This window comes from Sorangium sp. So ce302, from assembly GCF_051530145.1.
In the GTDB taxonomy this organism is placed as follows: Bacteria; Myxococcota_A; Polyangia; order Polyangiales; family Polyangiaceae; genus Sorangium; species Sorangium cellulosum_B.
On the sequence record NZ_CP150326.1, the window covers coordinates 4994382 to 5011879 of the forward strand.

A 17498-nucleotide genomic window follows, 5' to 3' on the forward strand; every position below is an offset into this window, starting at 1 on the left:
GCCGCGCGATGAAGGGGGATGCCGAACCGCCGCTCGCCCCCCGGACCGCATTCCCTGCTCGCGCTCGCGCTGGCCGCGGCGCTGACCGCGCCCGCTGCCCCCGCGCGCGCCGAGACCTGCGCCGCCACCGAGAGCCAGGCGCTCCCGGACGCGCTGCCGATGCGCGACTTCGCCGCCCGCCTCGGCGAGCGCATCGACGCGTGCGCCGCCGACGCGCGGCGCCCCGACGCCGAGCGCTTCTGCGCGGAGCACGGGCTCGAGTGCAGCGCCGGGCGGGTCCGCGACTACGTGCGCGTCCGGACGCTCTTCGAGATGACGCGCGACGGCGGTCCGTTCCGGCTGCGCTGGAGCATCACCGATCGCAACCCGACCGCCTGGCACATCTGGGCCGCGTGGAGGCAGAGCCCTCCGCTCGCGTCGTCGGCCGGGCCCTCGGCGACGGCGGAGTGCGACGAGCTCTCGGCGCTCTTCGCCGGGCTCGCGCGCCGGCTCGACGTCCGCGGGGTCGGGCTCTTCTGGCCGACGTGGAACCACACGATCGCCGCGTGGGACGTGGCCCCGTCCGTCCGCGTGCTGGTCCCGACGTCGCAGATCTTCCTGTCGTGCGACGCGACGTTCGACCGGACCACGTTCCTGCCGTCGAAGCAGCGTGTCGTCTACGAGCTCCGCCTGACCGACGCGCTCGACAGCGTGCCCGTGCCGCGGCCCCTGGCGACGTTCCTGCTCGATCAGGTGGCGCACTACGCGGGCGCGTCGCTCGACGTGCTCGCGATGATCCGGACGCACCGGGCGCTGCGCTACGGATCGAGCGTGCCGGCGTCCTGCGGTGAGGGCGCCGCCGCGGCGGCGAACGCGGTCCGCGCGCGGCCGCTCTCGCCGGCAGACCGCCGGGCGCTCGCGCGCTACGGAGCGACGGAGCTGGGGCTCGCCGCGCCGTCGGCCGAGGCGACGCTCGCGCAGATCGCGCGCTGACCGCGCCCCGCGGCGCTCAGTCCTCGCCCTGGACGCGATGGATGATGTACCTCGCGGCGAGCTTCCCGAGCTGGCTCGCCGCGGTCCGCGCGCGCCCTCCGCTCGATGGGTTGGTCAACGAGGCTGGCACCGCGGTGTCGATCAAGAACTCGTCGAACACGCCCCCGGCCGGATCGGTGAGCTGCACCTTCGCCTTGAGGCGCGTGTTCTTGTTGAGCACGACCGCGAAGATGCCGGGCTCGTAGAACGTCACGTTCGCGCGGAGGAAGAACGGCGCGTCGGCTGCGCTCCTCGCCCTGACGATGGCGACGCCCTCCGACGCCGCCGTCGCGATCAGCGCCTCCGTGAACTCCTCGTTCATCGCCGCCTTGTCCTCCTGCCAGCTCTGCTGCTGCTCGGCGTCCTTCTCCGCCATCCACTCGGCCTCGGAGCCGTCGCCGACCTGGAGGCCGTAGAAGACGATCGGGACGACCCCGAAGCGCCCCTGGCCGTAAAACGGGTTCGGCACGGCTTCACGCATGGTCTTCCAGGGGTGCCCGCACGCGGCGAGCAGGGGAGCCAGGCAGAGCATCAGGATCCAGAGCGCATGGCGACGGTGCACGGAGGCCTCCTTGGGAAGCGGTCGGCGGTCAGCGGTCAGCGGTCAGCGGTCAGCGGTCAGCGGTCAGCGGTCAGCGATGGCGGCGCGGCGCGGCGCGGCGCGGCGCGGCGCGGCGCGGCGACGCTCAACCGCCGAGGATCGACGAGAGCCCGAGATAGCAGGCCCAGGCCACGACGGCGCTCACCGGGATCGTGAGCACCCACGCCCAGAGGATGCGCGTGGTCACGCCCCAGCGCACCGCGCTCACCCGCTGGCTCGCGCCTGCGCCCATGATGCAGCCGGTGATCACGTGTGTCGTCGACACCGGCATCCCCAGGAACGATGAGGTCAAGATGGTCGCCGCCGCGCTGGTCTCGGCCGCGAAGCCATGAATCGGCTTGAGGTCGATGATCTTGGTGCCCATGGTCTTGATGATCCGCACCCCGCCCGCCGCCGTGCCGAGGGCCATGGCCGTCGCGCAGGCGAAGACCACCCAGAGCGGCACATGGAAGTCGCCGTGGCCCGCGGGGATCGCGCCGTACGCGACCAGCGCCATGGTGATGATGCCCATGGTCTTCTGGGCGTCGTTGCTCCCGTGCGAGAGCGCCATGAAGCCCGCGGAGACCATCTGCAAGATCCGGAAGCGCCGATTGACCACCGCCGGCCGGGTGCGCCGGACGATCCAGAAGATGGCGATCATCCCGAGGAAGGAGATCGCGAAGCCCACGACGGGGCTGATGATCAGGCTCTTGACCACCTTCAAGAGCCCCGCCCCCTGCACGGCCGCGGTGCCCGCACGCCCGGCGCCCGCGCCCACGAGCCCGCCCACGAGGGCGTGAGACGACGACGATGGGATACCGAAATACCAGGTGAAGAGGTTCCAGAAGATCGCGCCGACGAGGGCGCTGAGCACCACCACCTGGGTCACCGCCGAAGGGACGATGAGCCCTTTCCCGATGGTGCTCGCCACCGCCGTGCCGGTGAGCGCGCCCCCGAAGTTGAACAGCGCCGCGAGCAGCACGGCGGTGCGGATGGGGAGGACTCCGGTGCTCACCACCGTGGCGATGGCGTTGGCCGTGTCGTGGAAGCCGTTGATGTAGTCGAAGACGAGCGCGACCACGATCACGAGGGTCAGCGTGACGAGGAGAGTGTTCATGGCGCGCCCCTCAGGCGTTCTTGATCACCAGCGCCTCCAGCGCGTTGGCGACGTCATCGCAGGCGTCGAGCGTGTTCTCGAGCCCCTCGAGGAACTCCTTGTGCTTGATGAGGTGGATGGCGTCCTTCTCGGTGTTGAAGAGCTCGACGATCGCCGAGCGGAATATCTGATCGCCGTCGTGCTCGAGCTTGGCGATGGCCTTGCAATGCCGGTATATCTCCGACACCCGCTTCATCCCACGGAGCAGCTTGACGGCGCTGTTGATCTCGCTACATCCTTCCAGGATCTTGGCGGCGAGCTCCTGGCTCGCCGGCGGGAGATCCTCCATGGCGTGGACCACGACCCGCATCATCGTGGAGTGGACGCGATCCGAGACGTTCTCGAGGTCGGTCGCCAGGGCGTAGATGTCGGAGCGATCGAGCGGCGTGACAAACGTCTTGTTGAGAGCGTCGTAGACGTCGCGGATCACCGCGTCGGCGGCGTGCTCGACGTCGGTGATCCGCGAGACCAGGGCTTGCCTCTCGCTGGCGCTCCGGGCGCTGCAGCACTCCGAGAGGACGTTGGCGCTCTGCAGCGCGCAGTCGGCGCCCCGCTCGAGCAAGTCGAAGAAGTGCTCTTCACGAGGTAAGAGCGATTTGATGACCCGATCGAGCCACATCATGGACCTTTCTTGGCGGGCGGGCGCATCCTAGCACGAGCACGTGACGCTCGATGCGGGCGCTTCGCGCCGGGCAGCCGCCGCCGCGGCTGTGTAAGGTCTTATCGAAGCGTTGTGTAGAGGGGTAGGAAAAATTTACCCTCGTGTCCGTGGTCACGGGCGTCTCGAGGGGAACGTCGGCGGTCGCGGTGGTCCGGGGCCTGCGCCGCCGGGGGTCGCTCGACGCCGCGCCCACGCCGGAGCAACTCAGCGGCGGCGGGACCACGCGCCGGGCGGCACGCCGTTCCAGCGCTTGAACGCGCGGGTGAACGCGGCGACGTCGGTGAACCCGACCGCGAACGCCGCCTCGGTCACGGTCGCGCGGTGCGCCGCGAGGAGCTCCTCGGCCATCGCGCGCCGCGCTTCGTCGACGATCGCCTGGAAGCTCGTCCCGCGCTCGGACAGCCGGCGCTGGAGGCTGCGCGCGCTCTGGCCGACGGCGCGCGCGACGTGGTCGAGCGTGGCCTCGCCCTGCGGGATCGCCGTGCGCAGCTCGCGCCGCACGCGCGCGAGCACGTCCTCCTCGGCGCGCGGCAGCACGCGGTGCTCGCCCGCGGGCAGGCCGAGCGCGCGCTCGAGCTGCTGGGCGAGGAGCGCGTAGAGCATCGGGTCGGTGGTGCTCATCCGCGCGTCGAGGAGCGCCCTCGGGTACTCGACCTCGGCGCGCGGCTCGCCGTAGCGGATGGGCGCGCGGAAGACGCTGCGCGCGAGCGCGCCGTCCGCGGGCGGCGGGCGCACGAGGCGGACGACCGTGGGCTCGCGGGGCGGCGTCGCGGCGCGCCGGAAGCGCAGGACGGTGGTCGCCGCGAGGTAGTCCCACACCGCGCTCGGGGCCGTGTGGCCGGGCGCGAGCGCGAAGCGGAACGTCACGTGGGCCGGCCCCTCCTCGAACGTGTGCGCGGCGGCGTCGTGGATGAGCCGCTGGAAGCGCAGGAACGCCCGCACCGCGCCGCGCACGTCGCCCGCGCTCGCGAACGTGTACTCGACGAGCGACTGAGGCGCGGCGTCGACGAGCACCGCGGCGCGCAGGCCGAACGACTCGTCCGCAGCCGAGAACGCGGCCCACGCGCGGCAGAGCTCGTCGTGCGTCACCCGCGCGTCGGGGCGGCCGAGCACCGCGGGGTCGACGCCGACCCGCGCACACACCTCGGCCGGCGCGATGCCGTCGCGCTGCGAGGCGGTCACGACCGCGATGCCGAGCGCCTGCGCGAAGACCGTGGCCGGCGGGGTCGCGGGGCGCGGGGTCACGGAGGAGGAGCCAGGGTTTCTGCGAGGGGCGGCGGCGTCAAGCGGCGTTCCGGGCAGGCTCGCACGGAGAGCGGCCGGCCCAGGGGGGCCGAGCGCCTCCGCGTCCGAACGCCACGGCCGGCCGTAGCTTGCGCTCTGTCCGGCTCGACGCTCGCGTCGATAGCTCCCAGCGCCTGAACCGGCCGGCGGCGACGATCACCCATGAAGGTGAGCGGGCTCGGATTGCTCCCATGGCGGCAGTCAGTGGCGATCCGGTGTTGCGGCATGAGCACTCCGCGAATACCGCTCACCGCTCTTCCGACAGCGCCACGCGAGCGGGTAAGGTGGTCGTCGATGCTGGCCTTTCTCAGGAAGCGGCGGCGCGACGCCGTCCGCCGTGAGCCCTTTCCGCCCGCGTGGCGCGAGATCCTCGACCGGAACGTGCCCTGCTTCGGCCGCCTTGCGGCCGAGGACCAGCAGGAGCTCCTCGGGCATATCCAGGTCTTTCTGGACGAGAAGCCGTTCGAGGGGTGCGGCGGCCTGGAGATCACCGACGAGATCCGGGTCACGGTGGCGGCGCAGGCGTGCCTCCTCCTCTTGCACCGCGAGACCGACTACTACCCTGAGCTCGAGGTCGTCCTCGTTTACCCGAGCACCTACGTGGCCCGCGGCCGGGAGGTGCGGGAGGGAGGCGTCGTCGTCGAGGGCGATCACGCGCGGCTCGGAGAGTCGTGGTCGCGGGGGTCGGTCGTGCTCGCGTGGGACGGCGTGCTCGCGGGCGCGGCGGACATGAGCGACGGTCACAACCTCGTGCTCCACGAGTTCGCGCACCAGCTCGACCAGGAGGAAGGCCCCGCCGACGGCGCGCCCGAGCTGCCCGAGCGCTCGATGTACGCGGCGTGGGCGCGCATCCTCGGCCGCGAGTACGAGCGCCTCCTCCGCGACGAGGCGAGCCTCAAGCGCACGGTCATCGACCCGTACGGCGCGACGAACCCGGCCGAGTTCTTCGCCGTCGTCACCGAGGCCTTCTTCGAGAAGCCACGGAAGCTCAGGGCGAAGCACCCGGAGCTCTACGAGCAGCTGAAGGCGTTCTACTGCCAGGACCCGGCCGGCCGGTAGCGGCGCCGCCCGCCGTCGGCGCCGCCGTCGCCGCGCGCGGGCCGATCGCCCGAGCGCCGCCGGTCGTGGTATCTCCCGGCTCCCCCGATGGCCCGAAAGCGCAAAGGCAGGTCTCGCAAGGGCGGCGCGTCCTCCGCTCCTCGCACGGCGTCTCCCGCGTCGCCTGCGGTCGCCGCGCCGCACGCGAGGCGCGTGCGCTCGTTCCGCCTTCGCCTCGACATCACCGCCCTCGAGCTCGCCTCCGGCCACGACGGCCTCCTCCGCGGCGCGCCAGAGCCTGTCCTCCTCCTCGCCGCGTACCTCCTCTTTCCCCATGACCCGAGCGGTCCGGCGGGGCTCACGCTTCCTCGTCCGCTGGGCCGCACCCTGGTCCGCTTCCGTCCGCCGGAGGGCCGCTTCCCCGCCGTCGTCACGCTGCGCGCGCCGCTCTCGTTCAAGGCCCGCGCTCGCGCCCGCGAGGACGACCGCGTCCTGCTTCTCGCCCTCGCCGTCGAGGAGGACGCCGGCAAGGAAGTCGAGCGGCTCTACGCCCACCTCACCGACGCAAAGCACCTTCGCCTCTGGGACCTCGACGCGCCCGTCCCCGCACCGCTGGCCCCGGCCGAGCTCATCGCTGCCCCGTACCTGCGGGAGAACGCGGCCCCGGTCCGCGTCGGTGTGCTCGACGACGGCGGCGATCTCCGCGACACCTGCCGCGAGGACGACTTCGTCGGCGCCTGCGCGGCCGTCGTCTCGACCGCTCGCCACGAGGACACGCTCCGCTTCCACTTCGTCTCGGCCGACGGCCGCAACGACTGGACCGCCGTGACCAGCGTCAGCGTCGACTGACGCCCGCTCTCGTCGGCAGGGGCGTCAGGGCCAAGGCTCAGCGCGTGTCCTCCGGCCGCCGAGGATGGACCGAGACAGGCGCCGCCGCCGACGCTGATCTGGGCCGGGGCGCGGCCTTCAGGAGCGCCTTATGCCGGGACGCACACGCCAGCTGCGGAGCAGGTGCAGCATTCGCCGCACCCGCCGCTGTTCACGCAGTCGATGCACCTGCCGGCGCCGTCGCACTGATCTTGCAGGGAGTTGCACAAGCTGCCTGCTGGCGCGGGCTGCGCCGCGCAGAGGCCGTCATTGCAGGTGAATCGGATGCATTCCGTCGAGGTGCCGCACTCGGCGTCCCGCGAGCACTCGGTCGGCACGCAGTTGCCCGCGTCGTCGCAGCGTCCCGTGGGGCAGGACCCTGGCTGCGGCGCGTGCTTGGGCGTCGTCCCCACGCAGGTGTCCGACGTGCACGGGTTGTGATCATCCTCCGGCTCATCGGCGGCGACGGCGACCTGCGCGCCGCGCCCATCGCAGAGGAGGCGCTGGCAGTCGCCCGTCTTTGGCGCGATCTCGGTCCCTTCCGGCAGCGGCGCCGTGCCGCACTTTCCGGCGACGCACGCCGGGACCTGGCAGGGCTCTGGCGGGGCAGGGCACTCCGATGGCCCCGTGCAGCTGCCGCCGGAACCGGTGCTCGAGGCGGCGTCGCTGGTCGACGTGGCGTCGCTGCTCGATGTGGCGTTGCTGCTCGTCTCGCCCGCGCCATCCGTTCCGCCAGCGCCGCCGCCACCGCCCCGGTCGACGAAGCGGCGCTCCTCGACGCTGCATCCGCCGAGCGCGGCGAGCAGGAGGAGCCGCAGGAGAGCCGGCCACGCGCCGCCGGCGCTCCGACACGGACCCGATGTCGAAGCGGGAGACGACCCCATGCGCCGCATCATAGAGCAGGCGCTGCCCGACGGCGAAGCGCGTGACCGTCGATCATCCACCAGGGCAGGGCGCGCCGGCGCGGGCCCAGGTCTCCCATGCAGCGACGAACTCGGCGTACGGCGTCGGAATGGGCGTGCGGCCAGCGCCAGGATTCCAGCCCCAGGTCACGAGGGGATCCTCAAGGTGGACGCGCAACGCCGTCATGTCCTTGCCGCCATTGCGCTTCGGATCCTTGATCTGCTCGCACAGGGCGCCCGGGGCGACACCGACGAACACCATCGGCATCTCGGGCGGCGGCATGTGCCAGCCCTTCGAGACGCCCGGCGGCACGTGCATGCCAAAGCTGTTCGGCGGGTTGGTCGGCCCGTGGCACGTCGTGCACTCCGCGCCTGGCATACCGTGGCCCGTGGGTCCGCGGAGCACGAACTGCGTGTGCAGGCGGCCCTCATCGCCCTGGAGCGGCACGTCGCCGGCGGGGTGACAGTTCTGGCAGCGCGGGTGCTGGAGGACGCCGCGCACGGTCTCGAACGCGGCGAGGGCGGTCTCGCGGCTGACCGGCGACGGCGAGGGCGCGGGCGAGACCCCGGGCGTCTGTCCCCCGCACGCGGCGAGGAGAGAGGCGAGGACAAGAGAGGATCGGATCATGGTCAGTTCCTAGGCGAGGCGAAACGGAAGGGAGCGCAGCCGCTGCTTGGTCAGCGCGAACACTGCGTTCGCCACGGCAGGCGCGATCGGCGCGGTGGCGGGCTCCCCGATGCCGCCCATCTTGGCCTTGCTCGGGATGAGATGGACGGCGATGCGCGGCATGTCGAACATCCGGAGCATGGGATAGTCGTGGAAGTTGCTCTCCTGGACCTTCCCCTCGGCGATGTTGATCTTGCCGTAGAGCGCGGCCGTGAGGCCGAAGGCGACGCTGCCCTGGATCTGCGCCTCGATGCCGAGCGGGTTCACCGCCGTACCGCAATCGACGCTGCAGGTGACCGAGTGGACGCGGATGCGCCCCTTCTCGATCGAGACCTCGGCCACCTCGGCGATGATGGATCCGAACGACTCGTGCATCGCGAGCCCCCGCGCCCGTCCCGGCGCGGGCGCGGTGCCCCAGCCGGCCTTCTCGGCGGCGACCTTCAGCGCGTTCGCGTGCCGCGGCTTGTCCTTGAGCAGCTCGAGGCGGTACGCGAGCGGATCCTGCCCTGCGGCGTGCGCCAGCTCGTCCACCATGCTCTCCACCGCGAAGGCCGTGTGGGTGTTGCCGACCGAGCGCCACCACAGCACGGTGACCGGCGTCCTCGGCGAGTGCAGCGACACGCGGAGCGCGGGCGTCCGCTCGATATAGGGCGACTCGGCGATCCCTTCCACCGAGGTGGAGTCCACGCCGTTCCTCGTGACGAACGACTCGAGCGGCGTGCCGGCGACGATCGACTGGCCCACGACCACGTGATCCCACGCCGACGGCAGGCCGCGCGCGTCGACGCCGACCTGGATCCGGTGGACGTAGGCGGGGCGGTAAAAGCCGCCGCGCATGTCGTCCTCGCGCGTCCACACGACCTTCACCGGCACGCCGGCGGCCTTCGCGACGATCACGGCCTCCCCGACGAAATCCGCCACGGGGCTGGCGCGCCGCCCGAAGCCGCCGCCGAGGAACGTCGTGTGGATCTGGACCTTGTCGGGCGTCGTGCCGAGGATCTTCGCCGCGGCCATCTGGTCGCCGGTCTGGAACTGCGTGCCGGTCCAGATCTCGCAGCGATCGCCGTCGATCTTGACCGTGCAGTTGAGCGGCTCCATCGGCGCGTGCGCCAGGTAGGGCACGTCGTACTCCGCCTCGAGCCGGGATTTGGCGGCGGCGAGCGCCTCTTCCACCTTGCCGACGTTGGCGGCGACGGCGCCGGGCGTCCGCGCCTTCGCGTGGAACTCGGCGAGCAGCTTGGCGCTGTCGGCCCCGCCTCCCTCGGGCTGCGCCCACTCGGCGCGGAGCGCGTCGCGTCCGAGCTTGGCGGCCCAGAAATGCGCGGCGACGACGGCGACGCCGTTTGCGGTGGGGACGACCTTCTCGACGCCGGGCACCTTGAGGGCGTCGGCCGGGTCGAACTTGACGAGCTTGGCGCCGAACGCCGGCGGGCGCAGCACCACGGCGGTGCGGAGCCCGGGGAAGTGCACGTCGAGCCCGAACTTCGCCTTGCCCGTGACTTTTTCCGGCGTGTCGATGCGGCGCACGAGGGTGCCGATCAGCTTCCAGTCCTTGGGGTCCTTCAGCTTCACCTTCGCCGGCGGGGCCAGCTTCATCGCCTCCTCGGCGAGCTGGCCATAGGTCAGCTTGTCCTTGCCGTGGGTGACGACGCCGTTCGCGGCGGTGCACGCCGCGGGCGAGACCTTCCACCGGGCGGCCGCCGCGCGCAGCAGCATGTCCCTCGCCATCGCGCCGACGGTGCGGTACCGCTCGAACTCGCTGTTCGTCGTCGACGACCCCCCGGTCATCTGGAACTGCAACACCGGATGGCCGTAGACCGGCGCGGCCGGCGCGTGCTCCGACCGCACCTTCGACCAGTCGCACTCGAGCTCCTCGGCGATCAGCATCGCGAGCCCGGTCCAGATGCCCTGGCCCATCTCGGAGTGCGCGAGCACCACGGTCACGGACTCGTCGGTGCCGACGCGGACGAACGCGTTCGGCGAGAGCGGCGGCGGCTGCGCCGCCTTCGGCGCGGCGCGGACCCCCTGCGGGACGTAGAAGCTGATCAGGAGCCCGGCCGCCGAGCCCGCGGCCGCTTGCAAGAAGTCACGCCGGGAGACGGTCACTTGCCACCTCGCTTGAGCCTCGACGCGAGAATCACCGCTTCGCGTACACGAACGTACGTCCCGCAGCGACACACGTTGCCGGACAGCGCGGCATCGATGTCGGCGTCGCTCGGATCGGGCTTCTGTTCGAGCAAGGCGACCGCGGTCATGATCTGCCCGGACTGGCAGTAGCCGCACTGGACGACGTCGGCCTGCGCCCACGCCTGCTGCACCGCGTGCGACCCGTCGGGCGACAGGCCCTCGATCGTCGTCACCTTGCGCGCCCCGACGCTGGACACCGGCAGGACGCACGATCGCGCGGGTTTGCCGTCGAGGTGGACCGTGCAGGCGCCGCACTGGGCCATGCCACAGCCGTATTTTGTGCCGGTCAATCCCAGCAGATCACGGAGCACCCAGAGCAGGGGCATCTCCGGACTGGCATCCACGTCACGAACAACGCCGTTGACATCGAGCTTCATGGCCGTTCAGCTCATACTTTTGGGCTGACGCGCCGTCAAGCGACTGCACATGTTCTTATCATTTCTTCAACATCGGTCATCGGCCCGGCGCTCGCCGGCGCTCTGTCACGCTCGCACCCCCGACCGCGACCGACCGAGCGGTGAGGAGGGCGATTCGGTGGTCACCAGCGTCACCAGCGTCACCAGCGACGACGAACACCCTGGCGGGCGCGTCACGAAGGGTGAATGATGCCGAGCGCATGAACGAGCTCGAGCGGATCGTGCGCGAAGCGGCGACATTGGTGGCAGAGCGGTCACCGTTTCTCCTCGCGACGGTCGTGCGGGTGTCGGGGTCGTCGTACCGGCGTCCGGGCGCGCGGATGCTGGTCGCCGGCGATCGCTGGGTATCCGGGTGTGTGAGCGGCGGCTGCCTCGAGGGCGACGTGATGCTCCGCGGAGAGCACCGGTGCCGCGATGGCGCCGTGGTGGTCACTTACGACTCGACCACCGAAGACGGAGAGACGTGGGGGGTGGGGCTCGGCTGCAACGGCGTCGTCGATGTCCTGCTCGAGCACGTCGCCGCCGGAGCGACCCACGACGCGCTCGCGTTCGCCGCCGCCTGCTTCGCGGAGGAGACCGCCGGCACGCTGGCCACGGTGATCCGCTCGACGGCCGGCGCGGTCCGGGTCGGCGCGCGCCTCGCGTTCGGTCCGCCGTGCGCGCTCGCGCACCCGGTGACCGATCCGGCCGCGCGCTCCGCGATCGAGGCCGCGGCGCGGGGGCCGGCCGGCGTCGTGGAGCTCGACGGGCTGGGGATCTCCGTGCTCGTCGAGAAGATCGCGCCGTCGCCGCAGCTCTTCGTGCTCGGGGGTGGGCACGACGCGGTGTCCATCGTCACGCTCGCGACGTCGGTCGGGTTCCGGGTCACGGTCGCCGGTCCCACGATCCGCCAGGCGTCCCGGTTCCGCGCCGCGGATCGCGTCGTCTCGACCGGCGGCGCGGCGGATCGCCTCCGCGCGCTCATCGACGCCGCGGCCGAGCCGTACGTCGTGATCATGCACCATCAGGTCACGCCGGATCGCGACGCGCTCGCCGTCGCCCTCGCGTCGCGCGCTCGCTACATCGGCGTGCTCGGGCCCGCGCGCCGCACGCGCGATCTCCTCGCCGAGATCGGCCACCCCGGCGACGATCCGCGGATCCACGCGCCGAGCGGCCTCGATCTCGGCGCCGAGACGCCCGAGCAAATCGCGCTCTCGATCGTGGGCGAGCTTCAGGCCGTCGCGCGCCGGGCGCAGGGGGGGAAGCTCCGCGCCCGCGCCCGGCCTCTGCACGTGCGCGTGGCGCTGGTCGTGCTCGCCGCCGGCGGCTCACGTCGCCTCGGTCGCCCCAAGCAGCTCGTCGAGCTCGACGGCGCGCCGCTCGTCCGGCGCGTGGCGGCCACGTGCGTCGAGGCGCGTTCCGGGCCGGTCGGCGTCGTGCTCGGCGCCAATGCCGGCGCGGTCGCGCGCGCTCTCGGCGATCTGGAGGTCGCGCACATCGCGAACGATGGCTGGGAAGAGGGCATCGCCTCCTCGGTCCGCGCCGCGGTCCGGTGGGCGGAGGCCTCGAAGGCCGACGCGCTCCTGATCGCGCTCGCGGACCAGCCCCTGCTCACGGTCGAGCACCTCACCGCGCTGCGGGACGCCTGGCTCGCGGGCGCGCCGATCGCCGCGTCGCGGTTCAGCGGCGTCGCGGGCGCGCCGGCGGTGTTCGACCGATCTCGCTGGGACGCGCTCTCGCGCCTCCAGGGCGACCAGGGCGCCGGCCGCCTGCTGCGCGTCGAGGACGTCGCGGCGATCGACTGGGCGGGCGGGGCGATCGACGTCGATACGGCCGACGACGTGCGCGCGCTCGGCGGCCACGCGCCGGCGAACCCGCCGAGCTGATCACCAGCAGCTGTAGTCGTAAACGGTGTGCAGCGTGTCCCCGAGGCGCTCGACCAGCAGATCGCCGTCGAAGACGTAGGTGAAGGCCGGGATCGATGGGCTGGGCGCGCCGTCGAGCGGGCTCACCCCCTGCTCCCGGCGGAGGAGACGACAACCCTCGTAGACGATCTCCGTCGTGATGGTCGGCAGATCATCCGAAAAGCGGTCGAACGTCAGCTGAGCGGGGCGCCCCTGGTCGTCGCGATCGTATCGAACGAAGTAGTCGTCGTTACCATAGGTGATCGCCCGCGCGTCGTCGTTGTAGTCGATTTCGAGGACACGGGTGTCGGCGGTGCCGCTCCGGGTCATGCGGACCATGCGCTCGCCCTCGTACTCGAAGGTGTGTGTGTGGATTTCGCTGCCCAGCGTCTCGACCGCTCCGACGAGACGCTGGCCATCGTACTCGTAAACGAACGATATCGCCTGTCCCGTGTCCGTCTCCGTGTCCGTCTGGGCGCACGGTCCGGGGTGAGGCCCATACATCCACGGCCCGAGCTCCGGCATGGGGACGCGGCCAACGAGCTCGGGACAGCCCGTCGCGCCGCCGCCCGCGCCTCCCTCACCTGACCCGCCCGTGCCGCCCGAGCCTGTCGAGGCCGCCGAGCCTGAAGCGCCGGCGCCCCCGCTCCCCGATGTCGACGTGTCGTCGGGGGCCTCGTCGTCACCGCAAGCCACGAGCGTGAGCAAGCATATCGTGGCCATGTATCCGCACGTTCTGAAGACAAATCGATGCATCTCTCTCCTCATCCGTCAACCTGGGTCGCCGGGTCGTCGCGCCCCGGTCGTGGGAATGCCACCTGGGGCGGGTTCCTTAGGCATCCTGGGCAGTGCGCGGAGCGGACCCAGCGGACAACCAAACGTACCTATCCGCGGCTCCGCTGGCAACCGGGGCGATCCGGCCGAGCGCTGATCCTCGATGACGGTGCGAGCGGGTCAACGCCTGTTCCACGTGATCGAGGCAGCTCTACCGCCCGCGAGGACAGCGGGTTGACCCGCGGCCAGGATCGAGCGCGCCGGTTGACGTCCCGCGCCGGTTCGCAGTAAGTGGCGTCGCATGCATAGAGCCCTCGCCCTGGCTGCGCTGCCGCTCCTGGTCCTCGCGTGCGCCCCCGCGACGCCCCCGCCCGTCGCGCCGGCGGCGCCAGCGCCGGCCATTGCGGCGGTGGCGCCCGACGCCCGCGAGCAGGCGGCGCTGGGGGAGCAGCTCGTCGCCGCCTTCAACGACGCCTGGAACCGGCACGACATGGGTGCGTTCGCCGCGCTTCAAGCGGAGGACGCCGATTTCGTGAACATCTTCGGGATGTGGTGGCATGGGCGGGAGGAGATCCGGGCGAATCACGTCGGCATTCACAAGAGCGTCTTTGCAAAGAGCCGCCTCGCCAGCGTGCGTGTCGAGACACGCTTCGTCGCGCCGGATCTCGCGGTCGTCCGCTGGGCATGGGAGCTGACGGGCGTCGTCACCCCGGATGGCCAGCCCGTGCCCGACATGCAGGGTATCCTGGTGCACGTGGCGCGGCGCGCGGGGGACCGGCTCCAGATCGTGACGACGCAGAACACGCAGGCAACGGCCGACGCATTCCGCGCTGTGCGCGCCATGGATGCCCCGGCCCGACCCGCCCAGTAGCCGCCCGCGGGCGTGTCCGCCCGGCGAACGCGCCTACCGCACAAGCGCCGGCGCGCTCAGCGCGGCCACGTCCGTCATCCCGGCCTGGACGCGCGCGTAGATGCCGCACGCCTCGCCGGCGATCAGGTAGATGCCGTAGTTGACCGATTCGCGCCGCGCGTTCTCCAGGGCGGAGAAGTACCGCTGCGCGATCCACCGCCCCTCCCGGGCCTTGGCCAGGGACGCGCGCCAGACCTCGTCGGGGGTGTGGCGCCCGAGGATCACCTCTTCTCCCTCGGCGCCGTAATCGCTCTTCAGGACCCACTCCTCGCGCTGCGCGAGGAGCAGCTCGGGGTGCACCGTCTCCAGCCGCGACGTCACCGGGACGTGACGCTGGATCACCGACTGCGCGTGCGGCGAGAAGCGATGGAGGTGCTCCCACATGAACGCCATCGAGCGCTTGTTCTGCGGCAGCACGGCGCCGAGCGGGTTCAGGATCGCGGCGCGCCCGTCGGCCGAGGCGGACAGCACGGCGCCGAGCGGGCCGGCGAGCGGCTCGGCGTCGGGGATCTGCTCGTCGGTCCACACGCTCGAGCGCTCTCCCCACCAGTCCGTCTTGTAATGGCGCAAGAGGACCGAGAAGGGGACGTCGAAGAGCGACAGGCCGCGATCGTCGTGGCCGAGGTTGTACGGCGAGCCGAGGAGCACGGAATACCCGCGCTCCGTGAGCCAGCGCTGGTAGAGGCGGATGACCGAGAGGTCCTCGGTGAACTCCGTCGGATAAACGAAGCCGAGGCGCCGCGTCGCGGCCTCGCCGAGGAGCGCGCGGGCGACCTCGTCCACCATCGCGCAGAACCGGGCGCCGAGCTCGCCGTTGGGGTCGCGCGCGCCCGGGTGATCCGGCGCAGCGAGCGCGCTCAGCACGACCGCCTCCGCCTCGCCCGTCGGCGTGTCGCAGTTCAGCTCGGCGATCGCCGGGCCCTCGTCCGTCAGGAAGACGTCGGCGCGCGCGATGCCGTGCCACAGCGGCTGTGACGAGAGCCACATCGCCTTCTGACAGGGCGTCAGACAGAAGAAGTCGTCGAGCAGCGACGGCTCGTCCGCGACGATCAGGCAAAGCTCGTTGTAGACCGCCGCGACCTCCTCGGCGGCGCGGTACAGGGCGCGCTGCTCGGCGGCGGTGACGAACACCGGCTCCTCGCGGAAGCGCGGGGCCCCGTCGAACCAGGGGTCGGTGATGATGCCCGTGTCGACGATCTTCGCGGCGAAGGCGTCGTAGGCGCGGTCAGCGGAGGTCATAGGAGGCGCGCGATGGCGATCGAGGTCGCGAGGTAGGTCGTCGCCTCGAGCGCGCCGAGCCCCTCGTTGCGGTCGGCCGCGATGCCCGCGTCGAGGCGGCCGCCGCGCAGCGCGAGCGGCGCGCCGAGCAGCACGCTCTGCACGAGGAGCTGCCGCACAGGGTAGAGGGCGAACAGATAGAGCAGCACCCCGCCATAGCCCTTCAGCGAGATGAAGAGACCCTCGAAGTCGCCCTCCAGCGCCCGCGCGATGATGATCGCCACGGCGATCGAGGCGCCGGCGTAGCTCAGCGCGGCGGCGAGGTTCTCTCCCTGGATCTGCTCGGCGTCATCGTACGTGGTGAGCGCCCGGAAGAGCGAGATGAACACGTGCAGCGTGATCTGCGCGAGGACGAAGAAGCCGAGGGAGATCGCGAGATCGCCGAGATCCTTGCCCGCGATCGCGCGCGAGGTGATGAGCCCGGTCGCCACGTAGTGCGCGCCCGCCGCGAGCCCCGCGGCCGCGTTGCCGCGCTCGATCTCGGCCGGGAGCCGCGCCCTGAGCAGAAGGCGGATCCCGAGCTGGCCGGTCGCGAGCACGAGGAGCAGGCCCACGACGGCGAACGCGCTCACCCAGAGGAGGTCGCGCGCGAAGCCCTCCCCCTCGAGGCAGTTCTTCACGGCGTTTGCGGCGACGAGGAACACCGCGAGGACCTGGCCCACCGTGAGCAGCCGGCGGGCGGCGTTGCTCTCCGTGAGATCGCGGGCGACCGTGTGCGTGGGTGAGAAGACCCTCTGCCCGATGCGCAGCAGGGCGAGCAGAGCGAGCGTGGTGCCCAGCCCGAACCCCATGACGTAGGACAGATCCATGGGACGCACGCTACAGAACGCGCCGCGCCCTCACAAGCCCAAGCCTCGCGTCACGCCGCCGCGAGGCGCAGGCGGGCTTCGGGGTTTGCGGGGCGCCCCGGGCTTTGTGATATGGGTAGGCCTGCCGGGCTGTGACGCCCCGGCTCCGGCGGCGGACCCATGGTCGAACCTCCTTGTGACTCCGGCATCCAGGGCATCTTCGCGCGACCCTATATCGATCTCGAGCCGTACCTCGACCTCGCCCCGCTCGACGAGATCCACGAGGAGATCTGCCTCGGGCTCACGCAGGTGCCGATCGATTACACCGGCGGCAGCCACCGCGCGATGGGCATCATGCCGCCGTCGCGCCTCGGCGAGGCGTTCGCCGACTACGGCGAGGTGATCCGCGGCCTCGGCGACGAGGAGTTCGCCACGTTCCAGCGCCTCTCGGACGACCCTTCGTCGATCGAAAGCACCGCGCGCGCCGCGCTCGAGTTCGGCGAGGAGCGCGAGATCCCGCTCTCCCGACGGCAGATGCTGTGGCTCAAGTTCCGCCATGGGGTGTACTTCCCCTGGAAGATCTATGTCGAGCTCATCCCGAACCGCTATTGGAGCGACAAGAGCCGGAGTGAAGGCAAGGACTTCACCCGCCTGGCGCGGTCGTTCTTCCCGAGGACGATCGCCTACGTGAAGCGCCTGCCGTTCGCGTCGATAGGGCGCTGCAACATCATGGGTCTCGAGGCCAACGATCACGGCACGGTGCACCACGACGGGGAGGGGAGGGCGCCGGACAGCGAGCCCGACCACTTCATCACGCTCTGTCCCGCGGGCAACAAGCGCCTGTTCCTGTGGGACGAGCGGGCGCGGCGGAAGACGGCGGTCGCCGGCCGGGCCTACTGGTTCAACGATCACGATTACCACGGCGTCGAGGCGGACCCGTACTTCAGGTACTCGGTGCGCATCGACGGCACCTTCACGCCGGAGTTCATCGAGGCGCTCCGGCGCGACCACGCCAGGGCGGCCGGTGTCGCGCCGCCCGCGCCGCCGGCGCAGGCCGAGCGCGCGCCGCAGGGCGCCGGGGAGGCCGCCGCGTGAG

Annotated in this window: 17 protein-coding genes; 6 read left to right on the forward strand and 11 right to left on the reverse strand. The window is 71.6% G+C overall.

Annotated elements, in window-relative coordinates; translation table 11 throughout:
• Window positions 1-18 precede the first annotated feature (18 nt).
• Window positions 19-972, forward strand: a complete 954-nt coding sequence (locus WME73_RS18905) for a hypothetical protein (protein ID WP_437916588.1) — start codon at window positions 19-21, stop codon at window positions 970-972.
• 16 nt (window positions 973-988) lie between these two features.
• On the opposite strand, the gene WME73_RS18910 is transcribed toward WME73_RS18905, so the two are convergent.
• The 4 genes from WME73_RS18910 to WME73_RS18925 all read right to left on the reverse strand — a co-directional run bounded on the left by WME73_RS18910 (window position 989) and on the right by WME73_RS18925 (window position 4653).
• Window positions 989-1573 carry a hypothetical protein gene (locus WME73_RS18910; protein ID WP_437746800.1) on the reverse strand — a complete coding sequence of 195 codons (585 nt, stop codon included), beginning with the start codon at window positions 1571-1573 and terminating at the stop codon, window positions 989-991.
• 124 nt (window positions 1574-1697) lie between these two features.
• A complete protein-coding gene (locus WME73_RS18915; RefSeq protein WP_437746801.1) occupies window positions 1698-2708 on the reverse strand; it encodes an anion permease in 1011 nt (336 codons plus the stop codon).
• Between the two features lie 10 nt (window positions 2709-2718).
• The gene (locus WME73_RS18920; RefSeq protein ID WP_437746802.1) at window positions 2719-3369 is read right to left on the reverse strand and encodes a DUF47 domain-containing protein; all 651 of its coding nucleotides are present in this window, start codon (window positions 3367-3369) and stop codon (window positions 2719-2721) included.
• Window positions 3370-3612: 243 nt separating this feature from the next.
• A complete protein-coding gene (locus WME73_RS18925) occupies window positions 3613-4653 on the reverse strand; it encodes an AraC family transcriptional regulator (protein ID WP_437916589.1) in 1041 nt (346 codons plus the stop codon).
• A 333-nt stretch (window positions 4654-4986) separates the two neighbouring features.
• Here WME73_RS18925 and WME73_RS18930 point away from each other — a divergent pair, with 333 nt between their 5' ends.
• The gene (locus WME73_RS18930) at window positions 4987-5751 is read left to right on the forward strand and encodes a zinc-dependent peptidase (protein ID WP_437916590.1); all 765 of its coding nucleotides are present in this window, start codon (window positions 4987-4989) and stop codon (window positions 5749-5751) included.
• Window positions 5752-5943: 192 nt separating this feature from the next.
• Window positions 5944-6579, forward strand: a complete 636-nt coding sequence (locus WME73_RS18935) for a hypothetical protein (protein ID WP_437746805.1) — start codon at window positions 5944-5946, stop codon at window positions 6577-6579.
• 128 nt (window positions 6580-6707) lie between these two features.
• Here WME73_RS18935 and WME73_RS18940 read toward each other — a convergent pair whose 3' ends face one another.
• The 4 genes from WME73_RS18940 to WME73_RS18955 are packed head-to-tail and all read right to left on the reverse strand — an operon-like array spanning window position 6708 to window position 10730.
• Window positions 6708-7481 (reverse strand): hypothetical protein, encoded by a 774-nt coding sequence (locus WME73_RS18940; RefSeq protein ID WP_437916591.1) that lies wholly within the window; start codon window positions 7479-7481, stop codon window positions 6708-6710.
• Window positions 7482-7533: 52 nt separating this feature from the next.
• On the reverse strand, window positions 7534-8127 hold the full coding sequence (locus tag WME73_RS18945) for a hypothetical protein (protein ID WP_437746807.1): 594 nt from the start codon (window positions 8125-8127) through the stop codon (window positions 7534-7536).
• Between the two features lie 9 nt (window positions 8128-8136).
• Window positions 8137-10272, reverse strand: coding sequence for a molybdopterin cofactor-binding domain-containing protein (locus tag WME73_RS18950; RefSeq protein ID WP_437916592.1), 2136 nt, complete (start codon window positions 10270-10272; stop codon window positions 8137-8139).
• A complete protein-coding gene (locus WME73_RS18955) occupies window positions 10269-10730 on the reverse strand; it encodes a (2Fe-2S)-binding protein (RefSeq protein ID WP_437746809.1) in 462 nt (153 codons plus the stop codon). Before WME73_RS18955 ends, WME73_RS18950 begins: the two co-directional genes overlap by 4 nt.
• Window positions 10731-10969: 239 nt before the next feature.
• On the opposite strand from WME73_RS18955, the gene WME73_RS18960 reads away from it, so the two are divergent.
• The gene (locus tag WME73_RS18960; RefSeq protein WP_437916593.1) at window positions 10970-12634 is read left to right on the forward strand and encodes an NTP transferase domain-containing protein; all 1665 of its coding nucleotides are present in this window, start codon (window positions 10970-10972) and stop codon (window positions 12632-12634) included.
• On the opposite strand, the gene WME73_RS18965 is transcribed toward WME73_RS18960, so the two are convergent.
• Window positions 12635-13375 (reverse strand): hypothetical protein, encoded by a 741-nt coding sequence (locus WME73_RS18965; RefSeq protein WP_437916594.1) that lies wholly within the window; start codon window positions 13373-13375, stop codon window positions 12635-12637.
• Window positions 13376-13727: 352 nt separating this feature from the next.
• Here WME73_RS18965 and WME73_RS18970 point away from each other — a divergent pair, with 352 nt between their 5' ends.
• Window positions 13728-14297, forward strand: a complete 570-nt coding sequence (locus WME73_RS18970) for an SgcJ/EcaC family oxidoreductase (RefSeq protein WP_437746812.1) — start codon at window positions 13728-13730, stop codon at window positions 14295-14297.
• Window positions 14298-14330: 33 nt separating this feature from the next.
• Here WME73_RS18970 and WME73_RS18975 read toward each other — a convergent pair whose 3' ends face one another.
• Window positions 14331-15575: a glutathionylspermidine synthase family protein gene (locus WME73_RS18975; protein ID WP_437746813.1), complete on the reverse strand. Its 1245-nt coding sequence runs from the start codon at window positions 15573-15575 to the stop codon at window positions 14331-14333.
• A complete protein-coding gene (locus WME73_RS18980; RefSeq protein ID WP_437746814.1) occupies window positions 15572-16423 on the reverse strand; it encodes a DUF350 domain-containing protein in 852 nt (283 codons plus the stop codon). Before WME73_RS18980 ends, WME73_RS18975 begins: the two co-directional genes overlap by 4 nt.
• A 159-nt stretch (window positions 16424-16582) precedes the next feature.
• Here WME73_RS18980 and WME73_RS18985 point away from each other — a divergent pair, with 159 nt between their 5' ends.
• Window positions 16583-17497, forward strand: coding sequence for a hypothetical protein (locus tag WME73_RS18985; RefSeq protein ID WP_437916595.1), 915 nt, complete (start codon window positions 16583-16585; stop codon window positions 17495-17497).
• Window position 17498 lies beyond the last annotated feature (1 nt).

Excerpts from the sequence above, each read along its gene's own strand:
- WME73_RS18985 (WP_437916595.1), top strand. The coding sequence starts at position 16,583 with ATGGTCGAACCTCCTTGTGACTCCGGCATCCAGGGCATCTTCGCGCGA.
- WME73_RS18980 (WP_437746814.1), bottom strand. The coding sequence starts at position 16,423 with ATGGATCTGTCCTACGTCATGGGGTTCGGGCTGGGCACCACGCTCGCT.
- WME73_RS18945 (WP_437746807.1), bottom strand. The coding sequence starts at position 8,127 with ATGATCCGATCCTCTCTTGTCCTCGCCTCTCTCCTCGCCGCGTGCGGG.
- WME73_RS18975 (WP_437746813.1), bottom strand. The coding sequence starts at position 15,575 with ATGACCTCCGCTGACCGCGCCTACGACGCCTTCGCCGCGAAGATCGTC.
- WME73_RS18905 (WP_437916588.1), top strand. The coding sequence starts at position 19 with ATGCCGAACCGCCGCTCGCCCCCCGGACCGCATTCCCTGCTCGCGCTC.
- WME73_RS18970 (WP_437746812.1), top strand. The coding sequence starts at position 13,728 with ATGCATAGAGCCCTCGCCCTGGCTGCGCTGCCGCTCCTGGTCCTCGCG.
- WME73_RS18965 (WP_437916594.1), bottom strand. The coding sequence starts at position 13,375 with ATGGCCACGATATGCTTGCTCACGCTCGTGGCTTGCGGTGACGACGAG.
- WME73_RS18955 (WP_437746809.1), bottom strand. The coding sequence starts at position 10,730 with ATGAAGCTCGATGTCAACGGCGTTGTTCGTGACGTGGATGCCAGTCCG.
- WME73_RS18940 (WP_437916591.1), bottom strand. The coding sequence starts at position 7,481 with ATGGGGTCGTCTCCCGCTTCGACATCGGGTCCGTGTCGGAGCGCCGGC.
- WME73_RS18920 (WP_437746802.1), bottom strand. The coding sequence starts at position 3,369 with ATGATGTGGCTCGATCGGGTCATCAAATCGCTCTTACCTCGTGAAGAG.
- WME73_RS18915 (WP_437746801.1), bottom strand. The coding sequence starts at position 2,708 with ATGAACACTCTCCTCGTCACGCTGACCCTCGTGATCGTGGTCGCGCTC.
- WME73_RS18930 (WP_437916590.1), top strand. The coding sequence starts at position 4,987 with ATGCTGGCCTTTCTCAGGAAGCGGCGGCGCGACGCCGTCCGCCGTGAG.
- WME73_RS18960 (WP_437916593.1), top strand. The coding sequence starts at position 10,970 with ATGAACGAGCTCGAGCGGATCGTGCGCGAAGCGGCGACATTGGTGGCA.